Below are 12,778 nucleotides of genomic sequence, written 5' to 3'. Positions count from 1 at the left end.
AATCGGCTATTTCGCCGATTTCTTTTTTTACTATTTATTTTTGATTGCCTGTGCTATTAAACCGCCATGAAAACGGCCATTTTCAATGAAAATCTCATTTGCATTGTTACCTGCTGCTATTACCCCTGCAATAAAGATACCCTCAACATTTGTTTCCATTGTCTCAGTATTGAAGAAAGGCTTGCCTGTTTCCTGATCGATCTGCACGCCCATTTCCTTTAGAAATTGATGATCTGGATGATACCCAGTCATTGCGAAGACAAAGTCGTTTTTGATCTCATACATTTGATCATTTTTCAAATAGATCACTTTATCCTGATGAACTTCTTTTATCTGTGCATTAAATTCCATTTTAATGGTTTCATTTCTAACAAGAGAATCGAATTCTGGCAATATCCATGGTTTTATACTCGGGGAGTATTCACTTCCACGATAAATAACAGTCACTCTTGCACCAGCCTTTACTAGCTCTAATGCCGCATCAACACTTGAATTTTTGCCGCCAACAACTACTACATCCTTATCAAAATAGGGATGAGCCTCTTTAAAATAATGAAGTACCTTCGGAAGGTCTTCCCCTTCAATATTCATGAAGTTTGGATTGTCATAATAGCCAGTTGCAATAATTACTTGATTTGCAATGTACTGATCTTTATTTGATTCAATTAGAAATTCATTATTTTCTTGTTTTACTACCTTTATTACTTTTTCATATGAATTTACCTTAATATTCTTCCTTTTAACTACTTCACGGTAATAGGTTAAAGCTTCATTTCTTCGTGGCTTATGTTCTACAGTTATAAAAGGAACATCCCCAATTTCTAACTTTTCACTTGTGCTAAAAAAGGTTTGATGTGTTGGATAATGGTAGATCGCGTGGACAATATTGCCTTTTTCAATCACCAGCGGATTTCGTCCAATTTCAATAAGTGATATCGCTGCCGCTAAACCACATGGACCTCCCCCAATAATAATTACATCTTCTCTTTTCATGTTTATGTACTCCTTTCCAAAGGAGAAATTAAAAATCCCCTACCAAACATGATAGGAGATTTTTCTTAAAGATTCAAATGATCTAATTAAACCCAGCCACGGAATCTTGATGCTTCTGCCATCTTTCTAACACCGACCATGTAGGCAGCTAGACGCATATCTACACGACGAGATTCAGCTGTATCATAAATATTCTCAAATGATTGCACTAAAATCTTTTCTAACTTTTCTTCAACTTCTTCTTCAGACCAATAGTAACCTTGATTATTCTGTACCCACTCAAAGTATGACACTGTTACTCCACCAGAAGAGGCTAGTACATCAGGAACAAGCAAAATTCCACGCTCAGTTAGAATCTGTGTAGCTTCCAATGTAGTAGGTCCATTCGCAGCTTCAACAACAATTTTCGCTTTAATATTATGAGCATTTTCATCTGTAATCTGGTTTTCAATCGCTGCTGGAACCAAAATATCGCAATCTAATTCCAAGAGCTCTTTATTCGTAATTGTATCATTAAATAAGTTAGTTACTGTTCCGAAGCTATCGCGACGGTCAAGTAAATAATCAATATCAAGACCGTTTGGATCATGTAATGCACCATACGCATCAGAAATACCAATTACTTTAGCTCCAGCATCATGTAAGAATTTAGATAGGAAGCTTCCTGCATTCCCAAATCCTTGCACAACTACTCTTGCGCCTTTTAATTCAATTCCTCTTCTTTTTGCTGCTTCATTAATACAGATTGTTACCCCTTTAGCCGTTGCAGATTCACGGCCATGAGAACCACCAAGTACTAATGGCTTCCCAGTAATAAATCCTGGTGAGTTAAACTCATCCATTCTGCTATATTCATCCATCATCCATGCCATGATTTGTGAGTTAGTAAATACATCTGGTGCTGGGATATCTTTCGTCGGACCGACGATTTGGCTGATTGCACGTACATATCCACGGCTTAATGCTTCTAATTCACGGAAGGACATGTTTCTTGGATCACATACAATTCCGCCTTTTCCCCCACCATATGGTAGGTCAACAATTCCACATTTTAAGCTCATCCAAATCGAAAGGGCTTTCACTTCTTTTTCTGTTACATTTGGATGGAAACGAATTCCACCTTTTGTTGGACCGACTGCATCGTTATGTTGGGCCCGGTAGCCAGTAAAGACTTTCACAGTTCCATCATCCATCCGGACTGGAATTTTAACAGTCATCATTCGAAGAGGCTCTTTTAAGAGTTCATACACTTCATCTGAATACCCTAGCTTCTCCAACGCCTTATGAATAACAGTTTGAGTTGACTTTAACACGTCAAGTTTGTCTTCTTTATTCGTTTCAGTACCATTATTGGCTACCATCAGTAAACCTCCTAGAAATCTCTTTCATTTGTTGTCCCATTCATGACATAGTATACACCTTTGTTTAATTTATGCAAGATGAAAAAAGTTTTTTTTCTTATTTTTTGATAATTTTATGTAAACGCTCTCAACTCCACCCACAGCTCTACTTCTAATTATTTTAAATGACAAGTAATGACACTATTTTTAAGGAATTTACTAATTGACATCATAAAAAAATACAAGGTAGAGCTTTTTCATTCTACACCTTGTTTTACCCAATAAATCTATAAATATTTACCCTACCGAAATCCTTGGATATACATAAAATATTACTTTGTTATGCACAGAAGAGGAGAGATTAATCCCTCCTCCCTACTTTAGTGGAAATACTTTACCAGCGTTTCTATTGCCTCGTCTTTAATTATTTCTTTGCCATATTCCTGAAGTATATGGATGCTTTTCATTGAAGGATTCCCATATTCTGCAAGGATCGCAATCAATTTGTTTAATTCCGCTGGATCATGATTACAGAAATGAAAATAATAATGGTCTTCATAAGCATAGAGGGACCCAGCTGTCATCTTGATACTGGATAAACGCTTTGCCAATTGGATGGCATATTCAAATTCATCCAGTTCAAAAAGAATATCCTCACCCTCCATAATCACTTGCATTTCAATAAATCCATCCTGAAAGCTATCCTCACTCTCTTGCTCTTCCATTGTGACGATCATGATCATTCCCTGAGTCTGCATGGAGAAAATCTCTACCGCAACAGACCCTTGAATTTCTACGCCAAACTCATCACTAGCTTCCTCAAGCATCTCATGAAAGAGCTGATGCCATTTCATAGAATCCTTCCATATATCCTCTTTCGTGAGGCCTCTTTCCGATAAATCATCCAAAGTTAAAAAGATCTTAATTTTATTATAATTCAAACGTTCTAAGCGCATGCAAATGCCCCCTGCCGTGAACCAACTCTTTTAATTAGTGTATGAAATGAATAATTGTTGGTGAGTCGTCCACAAATATTCCCATGGAGCACTACCCCTTTTTTAAAGTAATTAGATGGGTTTCTGCTTTTGCTCCTAATCTCAAAGGCAGCGCAGTTGTGCCATAACCGTTGCTAATTAGCAGGGTTGTTTTTTCTAATACTTTTAATTTTCCTTTTTCATATGGACTGTATCCTAGAATATGGATCTGCCCACCATGTGTATGTCCACTTAAGACAAGGCGAATATTATGTTCCTTTTCAATCATATCAATGACTTTCGGATTATGGCTAACTAGGATTTTGAATCCGCCTTCTCCTGCATCTCCCAATGCGAGGTCAAACCGATCTCTTTTTACGCCTATATCATCTATCCCCATAAAAATAAGACGTTCACCTTCAGCTGATTCAAAGGTAGCTGCCGTATTATCTAGAATCTGCACACCGCAATCTAATAAAAGTGCATCCAAATACCGATAATCAACCTCATAATCATTATTTCCCCATACAAAAAGAACATCTCCGAGTGTCTTTAATTTAAGGAGATTACTTCTTACTTTTTCAAATGGAACACCTTTTTCTACTAAATCTCCACCAATAATAACAATATCTGCTTTCAGGTTCTTCACTTCTTGAATAATTTGGTCAGAAATATCCCTTTTATGTATATCCGATATAAAAAATAGCTTTACTTCCCCAAAGGTTTCCGGAAAATCAGAAAAAGAAACATCCATTTGAATGACCCGATTAGCGAATGCCTCCTTAAACATATAAGCAACGAGCCCAATGATTAATATGATGAATATAATTACAACGATAAAAAGATAGCCCATATTTCCTCCTGCCCTAAAAAGCCCTACTGTTTAACAGCAAACTTTAAATTCTTATAATCTAAGGCTATTTTCGCAAACATTGTGCTATTAAAAAGGAGTGTGTAGAGGTTGATTTCCGCTCCAGGCTGCTCGCTTTCCGCGGGGTGGGCGGTGAGCCTCCTCGGTGCCATGCGCCTGTGGGGTCTCAGCTGTCCCACTACTCCCGCTGGAGTCTCGCACCTTCCGCTCCAATCAACAACTTTTTTTGTCAACATTTTTTCATTTACACAACTTATACAAAAACAACAATCTTTAGAAACTAAAGAAATCATACCATAATTTATGAGAAAACAGAAAATCCCCTCTCACTAGATTTCAAGAGGGGATTTGGGGTTATATTGATTTGATTAATCTTCCTTTACATCGAGAACTCGGAATCCTGAGTTTTCAAGTTTTTCAATGAATTGATCAATGTTTTCTTTCTTTTCGATCTTCATGACAATTCTTCGGATAAGTCTATCTGTCTCGTCGAAAGTGACAAGTGAAATGATTTGTTCATGATAATGCTGTGCGATGTCAGCTAGCCTTGCAAGTCTTCCCTCTGTTTCGGAAGAAGTAAAGGCGATTCGGACACCTGGTCTATTCATGCCAAAAGCAGATTGAAATTGTGCAAGGACATCATAGCGGGTAACGACCCCTAAGAATTTCTGATTATCATCAAGCACGGCTAACAGTGGGAAATCCTTTAAATCCAAAAGTGTACTTTCAAATATTTCATCACCACTTAAATAATGCTCTTTATGTGTGACAATTTCCTTCACTAATGTTTTCTGTAAATAATCTTCTTTTGTTTGTTCTGCGGAAAAATAATTTTCATAAATTCCGTAACGTGTAATAATTCCAACATAGGAGTCCCCCTCTAAAACTGGCAACCCATCAATTTGATGTTCTTCTAATTTTTCAAGGGCATCCTTGATTGTCTTATCGTGATCAATTGTATAGCTCTTAAATTTTGGAATCATGACGCTTTTCACAAACATAATTATCACCTCAAAATATTATTTACAGCTATGCTTTTATTATTCCACATATATCTCTAAAACCCTTCATAAAAGTAAACATGAAAGCAAAATTTTAGTCATAAGATTGAATGACGTACATTTAAAGGAGGGATTACATGTTCACACCTATAAAAACTTACCATCCTTATGTTAGTCCATTCGATCCTTGCAAACCGATCAAAGTAAAAACCTTTTCCACTCCACCTAATCTATATATGGGCTTTCAGCCGCCAAATCTCCCTCAATTTTCACCAATGGAGGCACTGCGTGCAGGTACATTATGGAAGGCATTCTACGATCCCTATTTCAGTCCATATGAGAAGGCAAAGGAGGGGCACTCATGAAACAGCTGCCAGCTGAATATTATCAGTTATTGGAGCATCTTCAGGCAGTTGATTTTGTGCTAGTTGAGCTTAATTTATATCTCGATACTCATAATGGAGATGAGGAGGCAATTAAACAATTTAATCATTATGTAAGTGAAAGAAAGAAGCTCAGAAATGCAATTGAGAGCAAATACGGCCCACTTATGCATTTTGGTCACAGCTATTCAGGAACCCCATGGAATTGGGATGATCCACCATGGCCATGGCAAATTTAATTGTGGAAGTGCTTTCGGAACAATAACTATAACCAATTGCTTTATATGATGGAGGGGTTATATGTGGGTTTATGAGAAGAAATTACAATATCCGGTTCGTGTCAGTCAATGTAACCCGATGCTTGCGAAATTCTTAATTGAACAATACGGCGGAGCCGATGGAGAGCTTTCAGCTGCCTTAAGATACTTAAATCAGCGGTACACAATACCTGATAGAGTCATTGGTCTACTCACAGATATCGGAACAGAGGAATTTGCTCATTTAGAAATGATTGCCACAATGGTATTTAAATTGACTAAAGACGCCACTCCCGACCAAATGAAAGCAGCAGGATTAGGTGCACATTATGCCAATCATGACAATGCCCTCTATTATGAAAATGCTGGCGGCGTCCCTTGGACTGCAACATATATTCAAGCAAAAGGCGATCCAATTGCCGATTTGTATGAAGATATTGCGGCTGAGGAGAAGGCAAGAGCCACCTATCAATGGATTATTAATATGAGTGATGATCCAGATATTAACGATAGCTTACGGTTCCTAAGAGAACGAGAGATCATTCACTCTCAGCGTTTTAGAGAGGCCGTAGAAATTTTGAAAGACGAACAAGGGAAAAAGCGAATCTTTTAAAAAACAAGGACCACAGAAAAGAAGCAGCTTTACTTACCTTTTCTGTGGATTTATTTATTTTCATGATAAAGATTAATGTCATAATTGGTTTTCATCATTTCATATACAAGATGCCTATTTTTCCATTCCTCTTCCTTTTTCCAAAGATCCTTGCTTTTATCAATAATTTCACATCTTAATGCATGGTATTCTTTTTCTGCCTTTTCTCTTTTTGTCCTTAATAGATTCATTAAACCATACAATCCAACTGTGAAAACAATTAAATATAAATTGGCTGAATGATTCACATAGGCAGAGAACATGGCAGCAAAGGAGTAGGAATACGGTTCAATCACTGTCTGATTAATATAGAGCAAGTAGAAAAAGGTAATAAATATAGTTGCCCACATGACATATAGATGCCGGCGCTTAAAATTATCAAATTTCCTTTTTCTTTCAACAACCTTTTGAAGCATTTTTCTCGTAGCTTGATCCGTTCTTTCGTCAAGCATTTTAATTGTTGCTTCCATTCTCCCCCTCCTAACAAAGCCCATATATAAATACATACTTCTATACACTTACTATATGTGCTTGTACCATGTTATATGATTAGGGGAGGTGGAAATTAGTTCTTTGGAATCGTTAAAACTTGTCCTACATGAATATCAGTGTTATTTAGATTATTCGCTTTTCTAATAATTTCAACGCCTGATTGGGAATTGTAATACTTCAAGGCAATTCTATACAGGTTTTCATTCGACTTCACTGTATGATAAATGACTGAAGGTTCCTCATTTTGTTCTTTTTGTTCTTCCTCACTTGTTTGATCATCGGTTTCTTTTTCAGATTCAGCAGTACCCTTATCTGATTTATCACCGACAACCGGATCTCTAGGAGTCGGAATCCCCTTGTCGATTACCTCTTGATTATTGGAATCAGTTTCTCCCTTATCTTCAATTGGAGCTGTTTCCCTTTCCTCAATCTTTGTATTTTTCGTATCATCCTTATCTTCATAGCCAACCGTTTCATAACCTGACTTACTATTGTTCACCTTTTCAGATCCCCCAGGGGTATCACTTGTCAAATAATTATACATACTTAAAGTCACCACAGGGAGCAAGATAAAAAATAAGGCAAGCAAACTAATAATAGGATATTTAATTTTCCATTTATTTTTCTTCTTTTTTTCTCGATGGAGCCTGCTTCTAGGTGGTAATTTCTCCTTAGCAGACGACTGTTCCTTATTCTCTGTATTTTTCTCTATTTTCTTTCGAAGCCGTTCAGCTTGATCTCTGTAAGGATCTTCTCTATTCATGGAACATCCCTTCCTGTTTGTTATTTTGATACTTTATCTTGATAATTACGCCAAGTAAAAAGTCAATAATGAAATGCATAAAGATGGTTACCCATAAATTTTCTGTGAGTAAGAAAAGATAACCAATAAAAAAGCTTAAAAGGACAATATTAGAAAATAAAAACCAGTTAAATAAATAGCGGTAATGAACGACAGCAAAAATAAGACTCGAAATCACCAACCCAGCATGCGTCTGAATAATGCCCCTAAATAATAATTCCTCACTAAAGGCAATAACCGCAGCAATGAAAGCAATATGAAGGACACTCCGGTTGCGGAAAATCCGCTCATTCAATCCCCCATCATCATAGTATGAAGATGGAAGAACTCTCATTAGGAATAAGTCAAGGATAACAACGGCTAATCCTGCTATTCCTCCAATAAGAAGGATATTCTTATCATTCCATTGGAATAATCGGAGGAATTCGACAAAACTATCCATTAATATCATACCTAAAATACCTGAAATCGTTAATAGGATAATTTGCGTAAGATAGAGGTGGAATAATAATTCTTTATCAGAGAGCTCTTTAATTACGCCAGAATATTTATCTTTCATTCGCTTCGCTCACTTATTAAAAGAATTTCTGCCAAATGCCTTTTCCAATCAAAGGCATCCTCGGCAGTTTTGTGGTTATCAGAATCAGTATAGAAGGAAGCTAAATCGATTCCACATTGATCACAGCAATCTTCTACTTCTATTGTCTTGTCTTCTTTAAAATACTTCAAGATTTTTTTTCTGCGGCATTCTTCATACGGTGGCTGCGCCCACATATGCATTTCATTTATCTTCTTCCTCTTTATTTGCAATCGTTGATTAATAAAGATCTTGAGCTGCAGAAAATTCTCTTGTAAGGACGCTGCCTCTGATTCACATAAATAGTTCTTAATCATTCTCCACTGAATATCGGTAAGACCAGCAAGCCTTCTCACTTCATTTTCAAATGGTTCAATATTCTTTACTGCCTCATCATGTTCCACAAACCACTGATATATCCACTCTATTTGAGCTTCGCTTGGCAGCTCCGATTCTGCAAGCTGATAAGGGAGCTGTTCATCTCCTGGAGAGTACAGGAGGACTGCCAAACTCTTCAATCCATCCCGCCCAGCTCTTCCGATTTCCTGTAAATAGCTTTCAAGCTGAAGCGGCATATGAAAATGAATAACATAACGAATATTTCCTTTATTAATCCCCATTCCAAAAGCACTTGTTGCACAAATAATATCTAATTGCCCATGGAGAAATTGCTGCTGAATAAGAACCCTGCTTTCCTGCTCCATTCCGCCATGATAAGCCATCACCTTATCAATTCCTCTTTCTTTTAGGAGAACAGCCATTTGTTCAGATACTTTCTTACTGGAAAAGTAAATGATTCCTGGTCCTTTTAGGTTCTTGATTAGTTCTACTAATCTCTCTGTTTTATCCTGATAGGAGCTAATCGTTTCTACAGATAAAGAGATATTCGGTCTGTCTACTGAATAGATAAATTCATTCCAGTTACCCAATCCGAGAGATTCGATTAAATCTTCCTTTACTTCTGGTGTGGCAGTTGCCGTCAATGCCAGGGTAAGCGGATTCCCTAATTTCTCTCTGACATCTCCCAGTTTTAAATAATCTGGTCTAAAATCATATCCCCACTGAGAAATACAATGCGCTTCATCGATAACAAATAATCCAATCTGCTGCTCTCCCAACCTTTTGATGATACTTTCAGATTGCAGCATCTCAGGTGAAAGAAAAATAAATTTATATTTATTCAAATGTAATAAAGCTTGATATTTCTCTTCTTGTGTGAGAAAAGAATTGAAGGCAATTACGCTTTTTTCCCCATTCATCATTAGCTGTTCTACTTGATCCTGCATTAATGATAATAACGGGGAAATAATGACGATCTGCCCCTTTAGCAAATAACCTGACAGCTGGTAGCATAATGATTTCCCTGTTCCTGTGGGAAGCATTGCGATTGTATGCTTTCCATCTAGAATCGAGGTAATGACTTCTTTCTGCCCTACCCTAAAAGAGGTATAGTTAAAATGCTTCTCTAAGTGAAATTCAAGATCCATTCTTCTCACCAGCCTCTTGCCATTACTAATCGAATTTCAAAATAATCCGCATTAGGAACAAGTTCGCGAATATGTTTTAGCTGCTTTGATGCTGCTGTTTCTACTGCGATTAAAATTAATTCTTTCTTTTCTTTATTTACAAAGGTGGAAATATCAAAATCAGGCACATTTAAGGCAATTTCAACGATATGATCTTCAATTGTACTTTTTTTCAGATTACGTATATGCGTGATCTCTTCAAGGCTATAGCCTTTTTTCAATAAGTCAAATGTCCTGTTGCTTGATTGAGTAAGGGGGACAATGTCTCTTTTATCAGCAATTAGCAGCCTTAATAGTGGAAAATCGCTTTGTTTTGTTTCAATCATCTCTAACATATAGTGAAGAATTCCGAGGAATTGGATATGATAGGCATCCTCGTCCATATCTAAATTCCAAGCGGCTTGTTTCTCTGTCAATCCAATAATCTGAAAGCCTGTTAATCTCTTCACAAATATTACGGGATCTATATGATGATTTGTTTCCAAGCATCTCACTAGCTCATCATAAATTCTCTTGGCTAATTCATCCCTGCTTAACTGTGATTCATACAAAAAAGTCTTTAACCATTGATGAAGTTCCTTTTTCTTTTGAATAGGCAAATATTTAGACTCTCGATTCCTTAGCTGTGAAATAACTTGTATGGCTAATGAAATCCTTTCCCAAAATAGTTCTGTTACGTTATGGAACCTCCAGCCATTTAATTCTGGGGGTATTGGATGCATGTTGAAGAAATCATTTATTTGTTTTAAACCTGCAGAGGTTACTTGATAACTTTGTTCAGTATGTCTGGAGATATATGCTTGCTCATTCAATGCAGAAATGATCTGCTCTAAGTCGGATCTATTTAATAATGAAAATGTATTGAATAATTTTGTTAGCTGAAAGAAATGAGCATCTTGAATCGTCTGCGCTGATTTTTTTCCATTCAATAAATGGAGGATTGAATAAATGGTCCTCTGCCCATCCATTCTATGTAGACAATATAAAACGATCATTGAAAGGTAAGAATTTGCCATCCTATCACACTCCATTTCAGATTTAATGAAATGAATAAAAGCAGCCAAAATGACTAAAGTTATCTATGAAATTTAGTCACTCATCCTATTTGTCATCCGCTTATGTTTATTTTATCATGAATAAAAAAATTGAGTCTTATTAAATCTCACTTTTACTAGAATTCACAAAACCTTGTGTGATAAGCATTCTCAATACTTTTTCTATTGAAATGTTGACCATTCAGTCTTACAATAGGTATGAGGAATACGTTTTTATCTTCAAAAAATAACAGAATATTTGTTTTAAATTTTGGGAGGTTTTTTCATGGCAAAGTATACAATTGTTGACAAAGAAACTTGCATCGCATGTGGGGCATGCGGAGCAGCTGCACCAGATATTTATGATTACGATGACGAAGGCATTGCATTCGTTACACTAGATGATAACCAAGGAATTGTTGAAATTCCAGATGTATTAATCGATGATATGATGGATGCATTCGAAGGCTGTCCAACAGACTCCATTAAAGTAGCTGACGATTCATTCGATGGCGACCCACTTAAATTCGAATAGTTCATTCTTAATATGAGTACGACCGCTCCCTTTTTAATAGAAAAGGGGGTTTTTTAATTTAAAGCTACGTTAAAGCTGATGGTTAATTTTTGCACCCTGTTGATTAAAGCGGAAGGCGCGAGACTCCTCGGAAATGCATCCGCATTTCCTTGTGCGGTGTCAATTCAAGAAGTCTATTCAATATCCTGCGGGAGTAGTGGGAAAGGTGAGACCCCGCGGGTTTGCTGAGTGCCTGAAGCGGAAATCAACAGACCCGTTTGACAGAGCCAATTAGAAAAAGCAACGGTGCAGGCCGTTGCTTTTTTTCTAATTATCTATTAAACAGCATTTCTATATGAATTTTGCTTATTAATCCACGGACTCATGCGCGCAAATAATAGCATGAACACGATTGTAATTAATAAACCTTTAACAATATTAAATGGTAAGATCGCCGTAACAACGACTGTACGAATTTCAGGAGCAGACATCGCCGGCATATTCAAAAAGAATGTATATGCTGGATAGATCACGAAGTAATTTAGCACACTCATGATAATAGCCATGATTAGTGTACCCACTACTAATCCAAATGTCATGCCTTTTTTTGTTTTCAGTTTGTTATAAACATAGTAGGTCGGCAGTATATACAGAATTCCCGCCACAAAGTTTGCTATATGACCAACTGGTACTCCAGTCGCGCTACCAGTCATAAAGTAATCCAAAATATTTTTAAATAGTTCAACCAAAATACCAGCCACTGGTCCAAAAATTAATACAGCGATCAATGCAGGAATATCACTGAAATCAATCATCAAAAATCCTGGAAATGGCGGTATAGGGAAATTCAACAGCATCAAAATGTATGAAATACTGCTAAGCATCCCAATTCCAACAAAAGCTTTAATCGTAAGTTTCTTCATGTTCCTCTCTCCTTGTTAGGACTATCTCTCCTAAAGAAGAAAGGTTCAGCAGTTCATTTGCCTATGCAAAAGAAAACCCTCAAGTTCATCACTTGAGGGAGATTACAAAGGCTCACTTAATAAACGTTCAATTAACCTGCATTTTTTGAACGTCTGCAGAACCTCCATCTTCTCCCATCCAGACTGTACTGTCGGCTTTGGAATCGCACCAAATCCTGCCCCAAGCTTAGGCTTTTCCAAAAGTCATCAAAGCATTTGCCATGAATTGATTGGATCATTGCCTTCGCTATTATAGGCTCGCGGGCTTAGAGAAAAATCTCATCACCGCCGGTCGGGAATTTCACCCTGCCCCGAAGATAGACCGTATAATTTTATACATCTATTATTATACTCGAAAAAAATTAAAATGGGAAGATTAAGGTGAAACTTCCTCCCTCAA

At 36.9% G+C, this 12,778-nt stretch carries 15 protein-coding genes and 1 riboswitch; of the genes, 4 read left to right on the top strand and 11 right to left on the bottom strand.

Features of this window, described 5'->3' with window-relative positions; all coding sequences use genetic code 11:
• Positions 1–30: 30 nt before the first annotated feature.
• The 5 genes from ACFYKT_RS04550 to ACFYKT_RS04530 form a co-directional block, all read right to left on the bottom strand.
• The gene (locus tag ACFYKT_RS04550) at positions 31–993 is read right to left on the bottom strand and encodes a YpdA family putative bacillithiol disulfide reductase (protein WP_389216077.1); all 963 of its coding nucleotides are present in this window, start codon (positions 991–993) and stop codon (positions 31–33) included.
• Between the two features lie 86 nt (positions 994–1,079).
• Complete coding sequence (locus ACFYKT_RS04545; protein ID WP_389216075.1) at positions 1,080–2,354, bottom strand: Glu/Leu/Phe/Val family dehydrogenase; 1,275 nt, start codon at positions 2,352–2,354, stop codon at positions 1,080–1,082.
• A gap of 359 nt (positions 2,355–2,713) precedes the next feature.
• On the bottom strand, positions 2,714–3,289 hold the full coding sequence (locus tag ACFYKT_RS04540) for a genetic competence negative regulator (protein WP_389216073.1): 576 nt from the start codon (positions 3,287–3,289) through the stop codon (positions 2,714–2,716).
• A gap of 91 nt (positions 3,290–3,380) precedes the next feature.
• Positions 3,381–4,160, bottom strand: a complete 780-nt coding sequence (locus ACFYKT_RS04535; RefSeq protein WP_389216070.1) for a metallophosphoesterase — start codon at positions 4,158–4,160, stop codon at positions 3,381–3,383.
• Positions 4,161–4,546: 386 nt separating this feature from the next.
• Positions 4,547–5,179 carry a CBS domain-containing protein gene (locus ACFYKT_RS04530; RefSeq protein WP_389216067.1) on the bottom strand — a complete coding sequence of 211 codons (633 nt, stop codon included), beginning with the start codon at positions 5,177–5,179 and terminating at the stop codon, positions 4,547–4,549.
• Between the two features lie 137 nt (positions 5,180–5,316).
• Here ACFYKT_RS04530 and ACFYKT_RS04525 point away from each other — a divergent pair, with 137 nt between their 5' ends.
• The 3 genes from ACFYKT_RS04525 (at position 5,317) to ACFYKT_RS04515 (ending at position 6,432) form a co-directional block, all read left to right on the top strand.
• Positions 5,317–5,544 (top strand): spore coat associated protein CotJA, encoded by a 228-nt coding sequence (locus ACFYKT_RS04525; RefSeq protein WP_389216064.1) that lies wholly within the window; start codon positions 5,317–5,319, stop codon positions 5,542–5,544.
• A complete protein-coding gene (locus tag ACFYKT_RS04520; protein WP_389216061.1) occupies positions 5,541–5,801 on the top strand; it encodes a spore coat protein CotJB in 261 nt (86 codons plus the stop codon). Before ACFYKT_RS04525 ends, ACFYKT_RS04520 begins: the two co-directional genes overlap by 4 nt.
• Positions 5,802–5,862: 61 nt before the next feature.
• Complete coding sequence (locus ACFYKT_RS04515; RefSeq protein WP_389216059.1) at positions 5,863–6,432, top strand: manganese catalase family protein; 570 nt, start codon at positions 5,863–5,865, stop codon at positions 6,430–6,432.
• Between the two features lie 50 nt (positions 6,433–6,482).
• On the opposite strand, the gene ACFYKT_RS04510 is transcribed toward ACFYKT_RS04515, so the two are convergent.
• The 5 genes from ACFYKT_RS04510 to ACFYKT_RS04490 all read right to left on the bottom strand — a co-directional run bounded on the left by ACFYKT_RS04510 (position 6,483) and on the right by ACFYKT_RS04490 (position 10,884).
• Complete coding sequence (locus tag ACFYKT_RS04510) at positions 6,483–6,941, bottom strand: YpbF family protein (protein ID WP_389216056.1); 459 nt, start codon at positions 6,939–6,941, stop codon at positions 6,483–6,485.
• Between the two features lie 95 nt (positions 6,942–7,036).
• A complete protein-coding gene (locus tag ACFYKT_RS04505) occupies positions 7,037–7,726 on the bottom strand; it encodes a LysM peptidoglycan-binding domain-containing protein (protein ID WP_389216053.1) in 690 nt (229 codons plus the stop codon).
• Positions 7,719–8,324 carry a CPBP family intramembrane glutamic endopeptidase gene (locus tag ACFYKT_RS04500; RefSeq protein WP_389216050.1) on the bottom strand — a complete coding sequence of 202 codons (606 nt, stop codon included), beginning with the start codon at positions 8,322–8,324 and terminating at the stop codon, positions 7,719–7,721. The genes ACFYKT_RS04505 and ACFYKT_RS04500 overlap by 8 nt, the downstream gene beginning before the upstream one ends.
• Complete coding sequence (locus ACFYKT_RS04495) at positions 8,321–9,829, bottom strand: RecQ family ATP-dependent DNA helicase (protein ID WP_389216048.1); 1,509 nt, start codon at positions 9,827–9,829, stop codon at positions 8,321–8,323. The genes ACFYKT_RS04500 and ACFYKT_RS04495 overlap by 4 nt, the downstream gene beginning before the upstream one ends.
• 5 nt (positions 9,830–9,834) lie before the next feature.
• A complete protein-coding gene (locus tag ACFYKT_RS04490; protein ID WP_389216045.1) occupies positions 9,835–10,884 on the bottom strand; it encodes a helix-turn-helix domain-containing protein in 1,050 nt (349 codons plus the stop codon).
• A gap of 304 nt (positions 10,885–11,188) precedes the next feature.
• Here ACFYKT_RS04490 and ACFYKT_RS04485 point away from each other — a divergent pair, with 304 nt between their 5' ends.
• The gene (locus ACFYKT_RS04485) at positions 11,189–11,437 is read left to right on the top strand and encodes a ferredoxin (RefSeq protein WP_053476845.1); all 249 of its coding nucleotides are present in this window, start codon (positions 11,189–11,191) and stop codon (positions 11,435–11,437) included.
• Positions 11,438–11,754: 317 nt separating this feature from the next.
• On the opposite strand, the gene ACFYKT_RS04480 is transcribed toward ACFYKT_RS04485, so the two are convergent.
• A complete protein-coding gene (locus ACFYKT_RS04480; protein ID WP_389216042.1) occupies positions 11,755–12,339 on the bottom strand; it encodes an ECF transporter S component in 585 nt (194 codons plus the stop codon).
• 162 nt (positions 12,340–12,501) lie between these two features.
• Positions 12,502–12,701: riboswitch (FMN riboswitch) on the bottom strand.
• Positions 12,702–12,778 lie beyond the last annotated feature (77 nt).

Origin of the sequence: Cytobacillus mangrovibacter (assembly GCF_042865275.1) — a bacterium.
GTDB lineage: Bacteria > Bacillota > Bacilli > Bacillales > Cytobacillaceae > Cytobacillus > Cytobacillus mangrovibacter.
The sequence above is the reverse complement of the archived record's forward strand: the minus strand, read 5'-3'. Positions and strand labels throughout refer to the sequence as shown.

What these genes read in the sequence shown, in the direction of transcription:
- ACFYKT_RS04490 (WP_389216045.1), bottom strand. Translation starts at nt 10,884, where the DNA reads ATGGCAAATTCTTACCTTTCAATGATCGTTTTATATTGTCTACATAGA.
- ACFYKT_RS04515 (WP_389216059.1), top strand. Translation starts at nt 5,863, where the DNA reads ATGTGGGTTTATGAGAAGAAATTACAATATCCGGTTCGTGTCAGTCAA.
- ACFYKT_RS04540 (WP_389216073.1), bottom strand. Translation starts at nt 3,289, where the DNA reads ATGCGCTTAGAACGTTTGAATTATAATAAAATTAAGATCTTTTTAACT.
- ACFYKT_RS04530 (WP_389216067.1), bottom strand. Translation starts at nt 5,179, where the DNA reads ATGTTTGTGAAAAGCGTCATGATTCCAAAATTTAAGAGCTATACAATT.
- ACFYKT_RS04485 (WP_053476845.1), top strand. Translation starts at nt 11,189, where the DNA reads ATGGCAAAGTATACAATTGTTGACAAAGAAACTTGCATCGCATGTGGG.
- ACFYKT_RS04545 (WP_389216075.1), bottom strand. Translation starts at nt 2,354, where the DNA reads ATGGTAGCCAATAATGGTACTGAAACGAATAAAGAAGACAAACTTGAC.
- ACFYKT_RS04480 (WP_389216042.1), bottom strand. Translation starts at nt 12,339, where the DNA reads ATGAAGAAACTTACGATTAAAGCTTTTGTTGGAATTGGGATGCTTAGC.
- ACFYKT_RS04535 (WP_389216070.1), bottom strand. Translation starts at nt 4,160, where the DNA reads ATGGGCTATCTTTTTATCGTTGTAATTATATTCATCATATTAATCATT.
- ACFYKT_RS04550 (WP_389216077.1), bottom strand. Translation starts at nt 993, where the DNA reads ATGAAAAGAGAAGATGTAATTATTATTGGGGGAGGTCCATGTGGTTTA.
- ACFYKT_RS04495 (WP_389216048.1), bottom strand. Translation starts at nt 9,829, where the DNA reads ATGGATCTTGAATTTCACTTAGAGAAGCATTTTAACTATACCTCTTTT.
- ACFYKT_RS04525 (WP_389216064.1), top strand. Translation starts at nt 5,317, where the DNA reads ATGTTCACACCTATAAAAACTTACCATCCTTATGTTAGTCCATTCGAT.
- ACFYKT_RS04520 (WP_389216061.1), top strand. Translation starts at nt 5,541, where the DNA reads ATGAAACAGCTGCCAGCTGAATATTATCAGTTATTGGAGCATCTTCAG.
- ACFYKT_RS04510 (WP_389216056.1), bottom strand. Translation starts at nt 6,941, where the DNA reads ATGGAAGCAACAATTAAAATGCTTGACGAAAGAACGGATCAAGCTACG.
- ACFYKT_RS04500 (WP_389216050.1), bottom strand. Translation starts at nt 8,324, where the DNA reads ATGAAAGATAAATATTCTGGCGTAATTAAAGAGCTCTCTGATAAAGAA.
- ACFYKT_RS04505 (WP_389216053.1), bottom strand. Translation starts at nt 7,726, where the DNA reads ATGAATAGAGAAGATCCTTACAGAGATCAAGCTGAACGGCTTCGAAAG.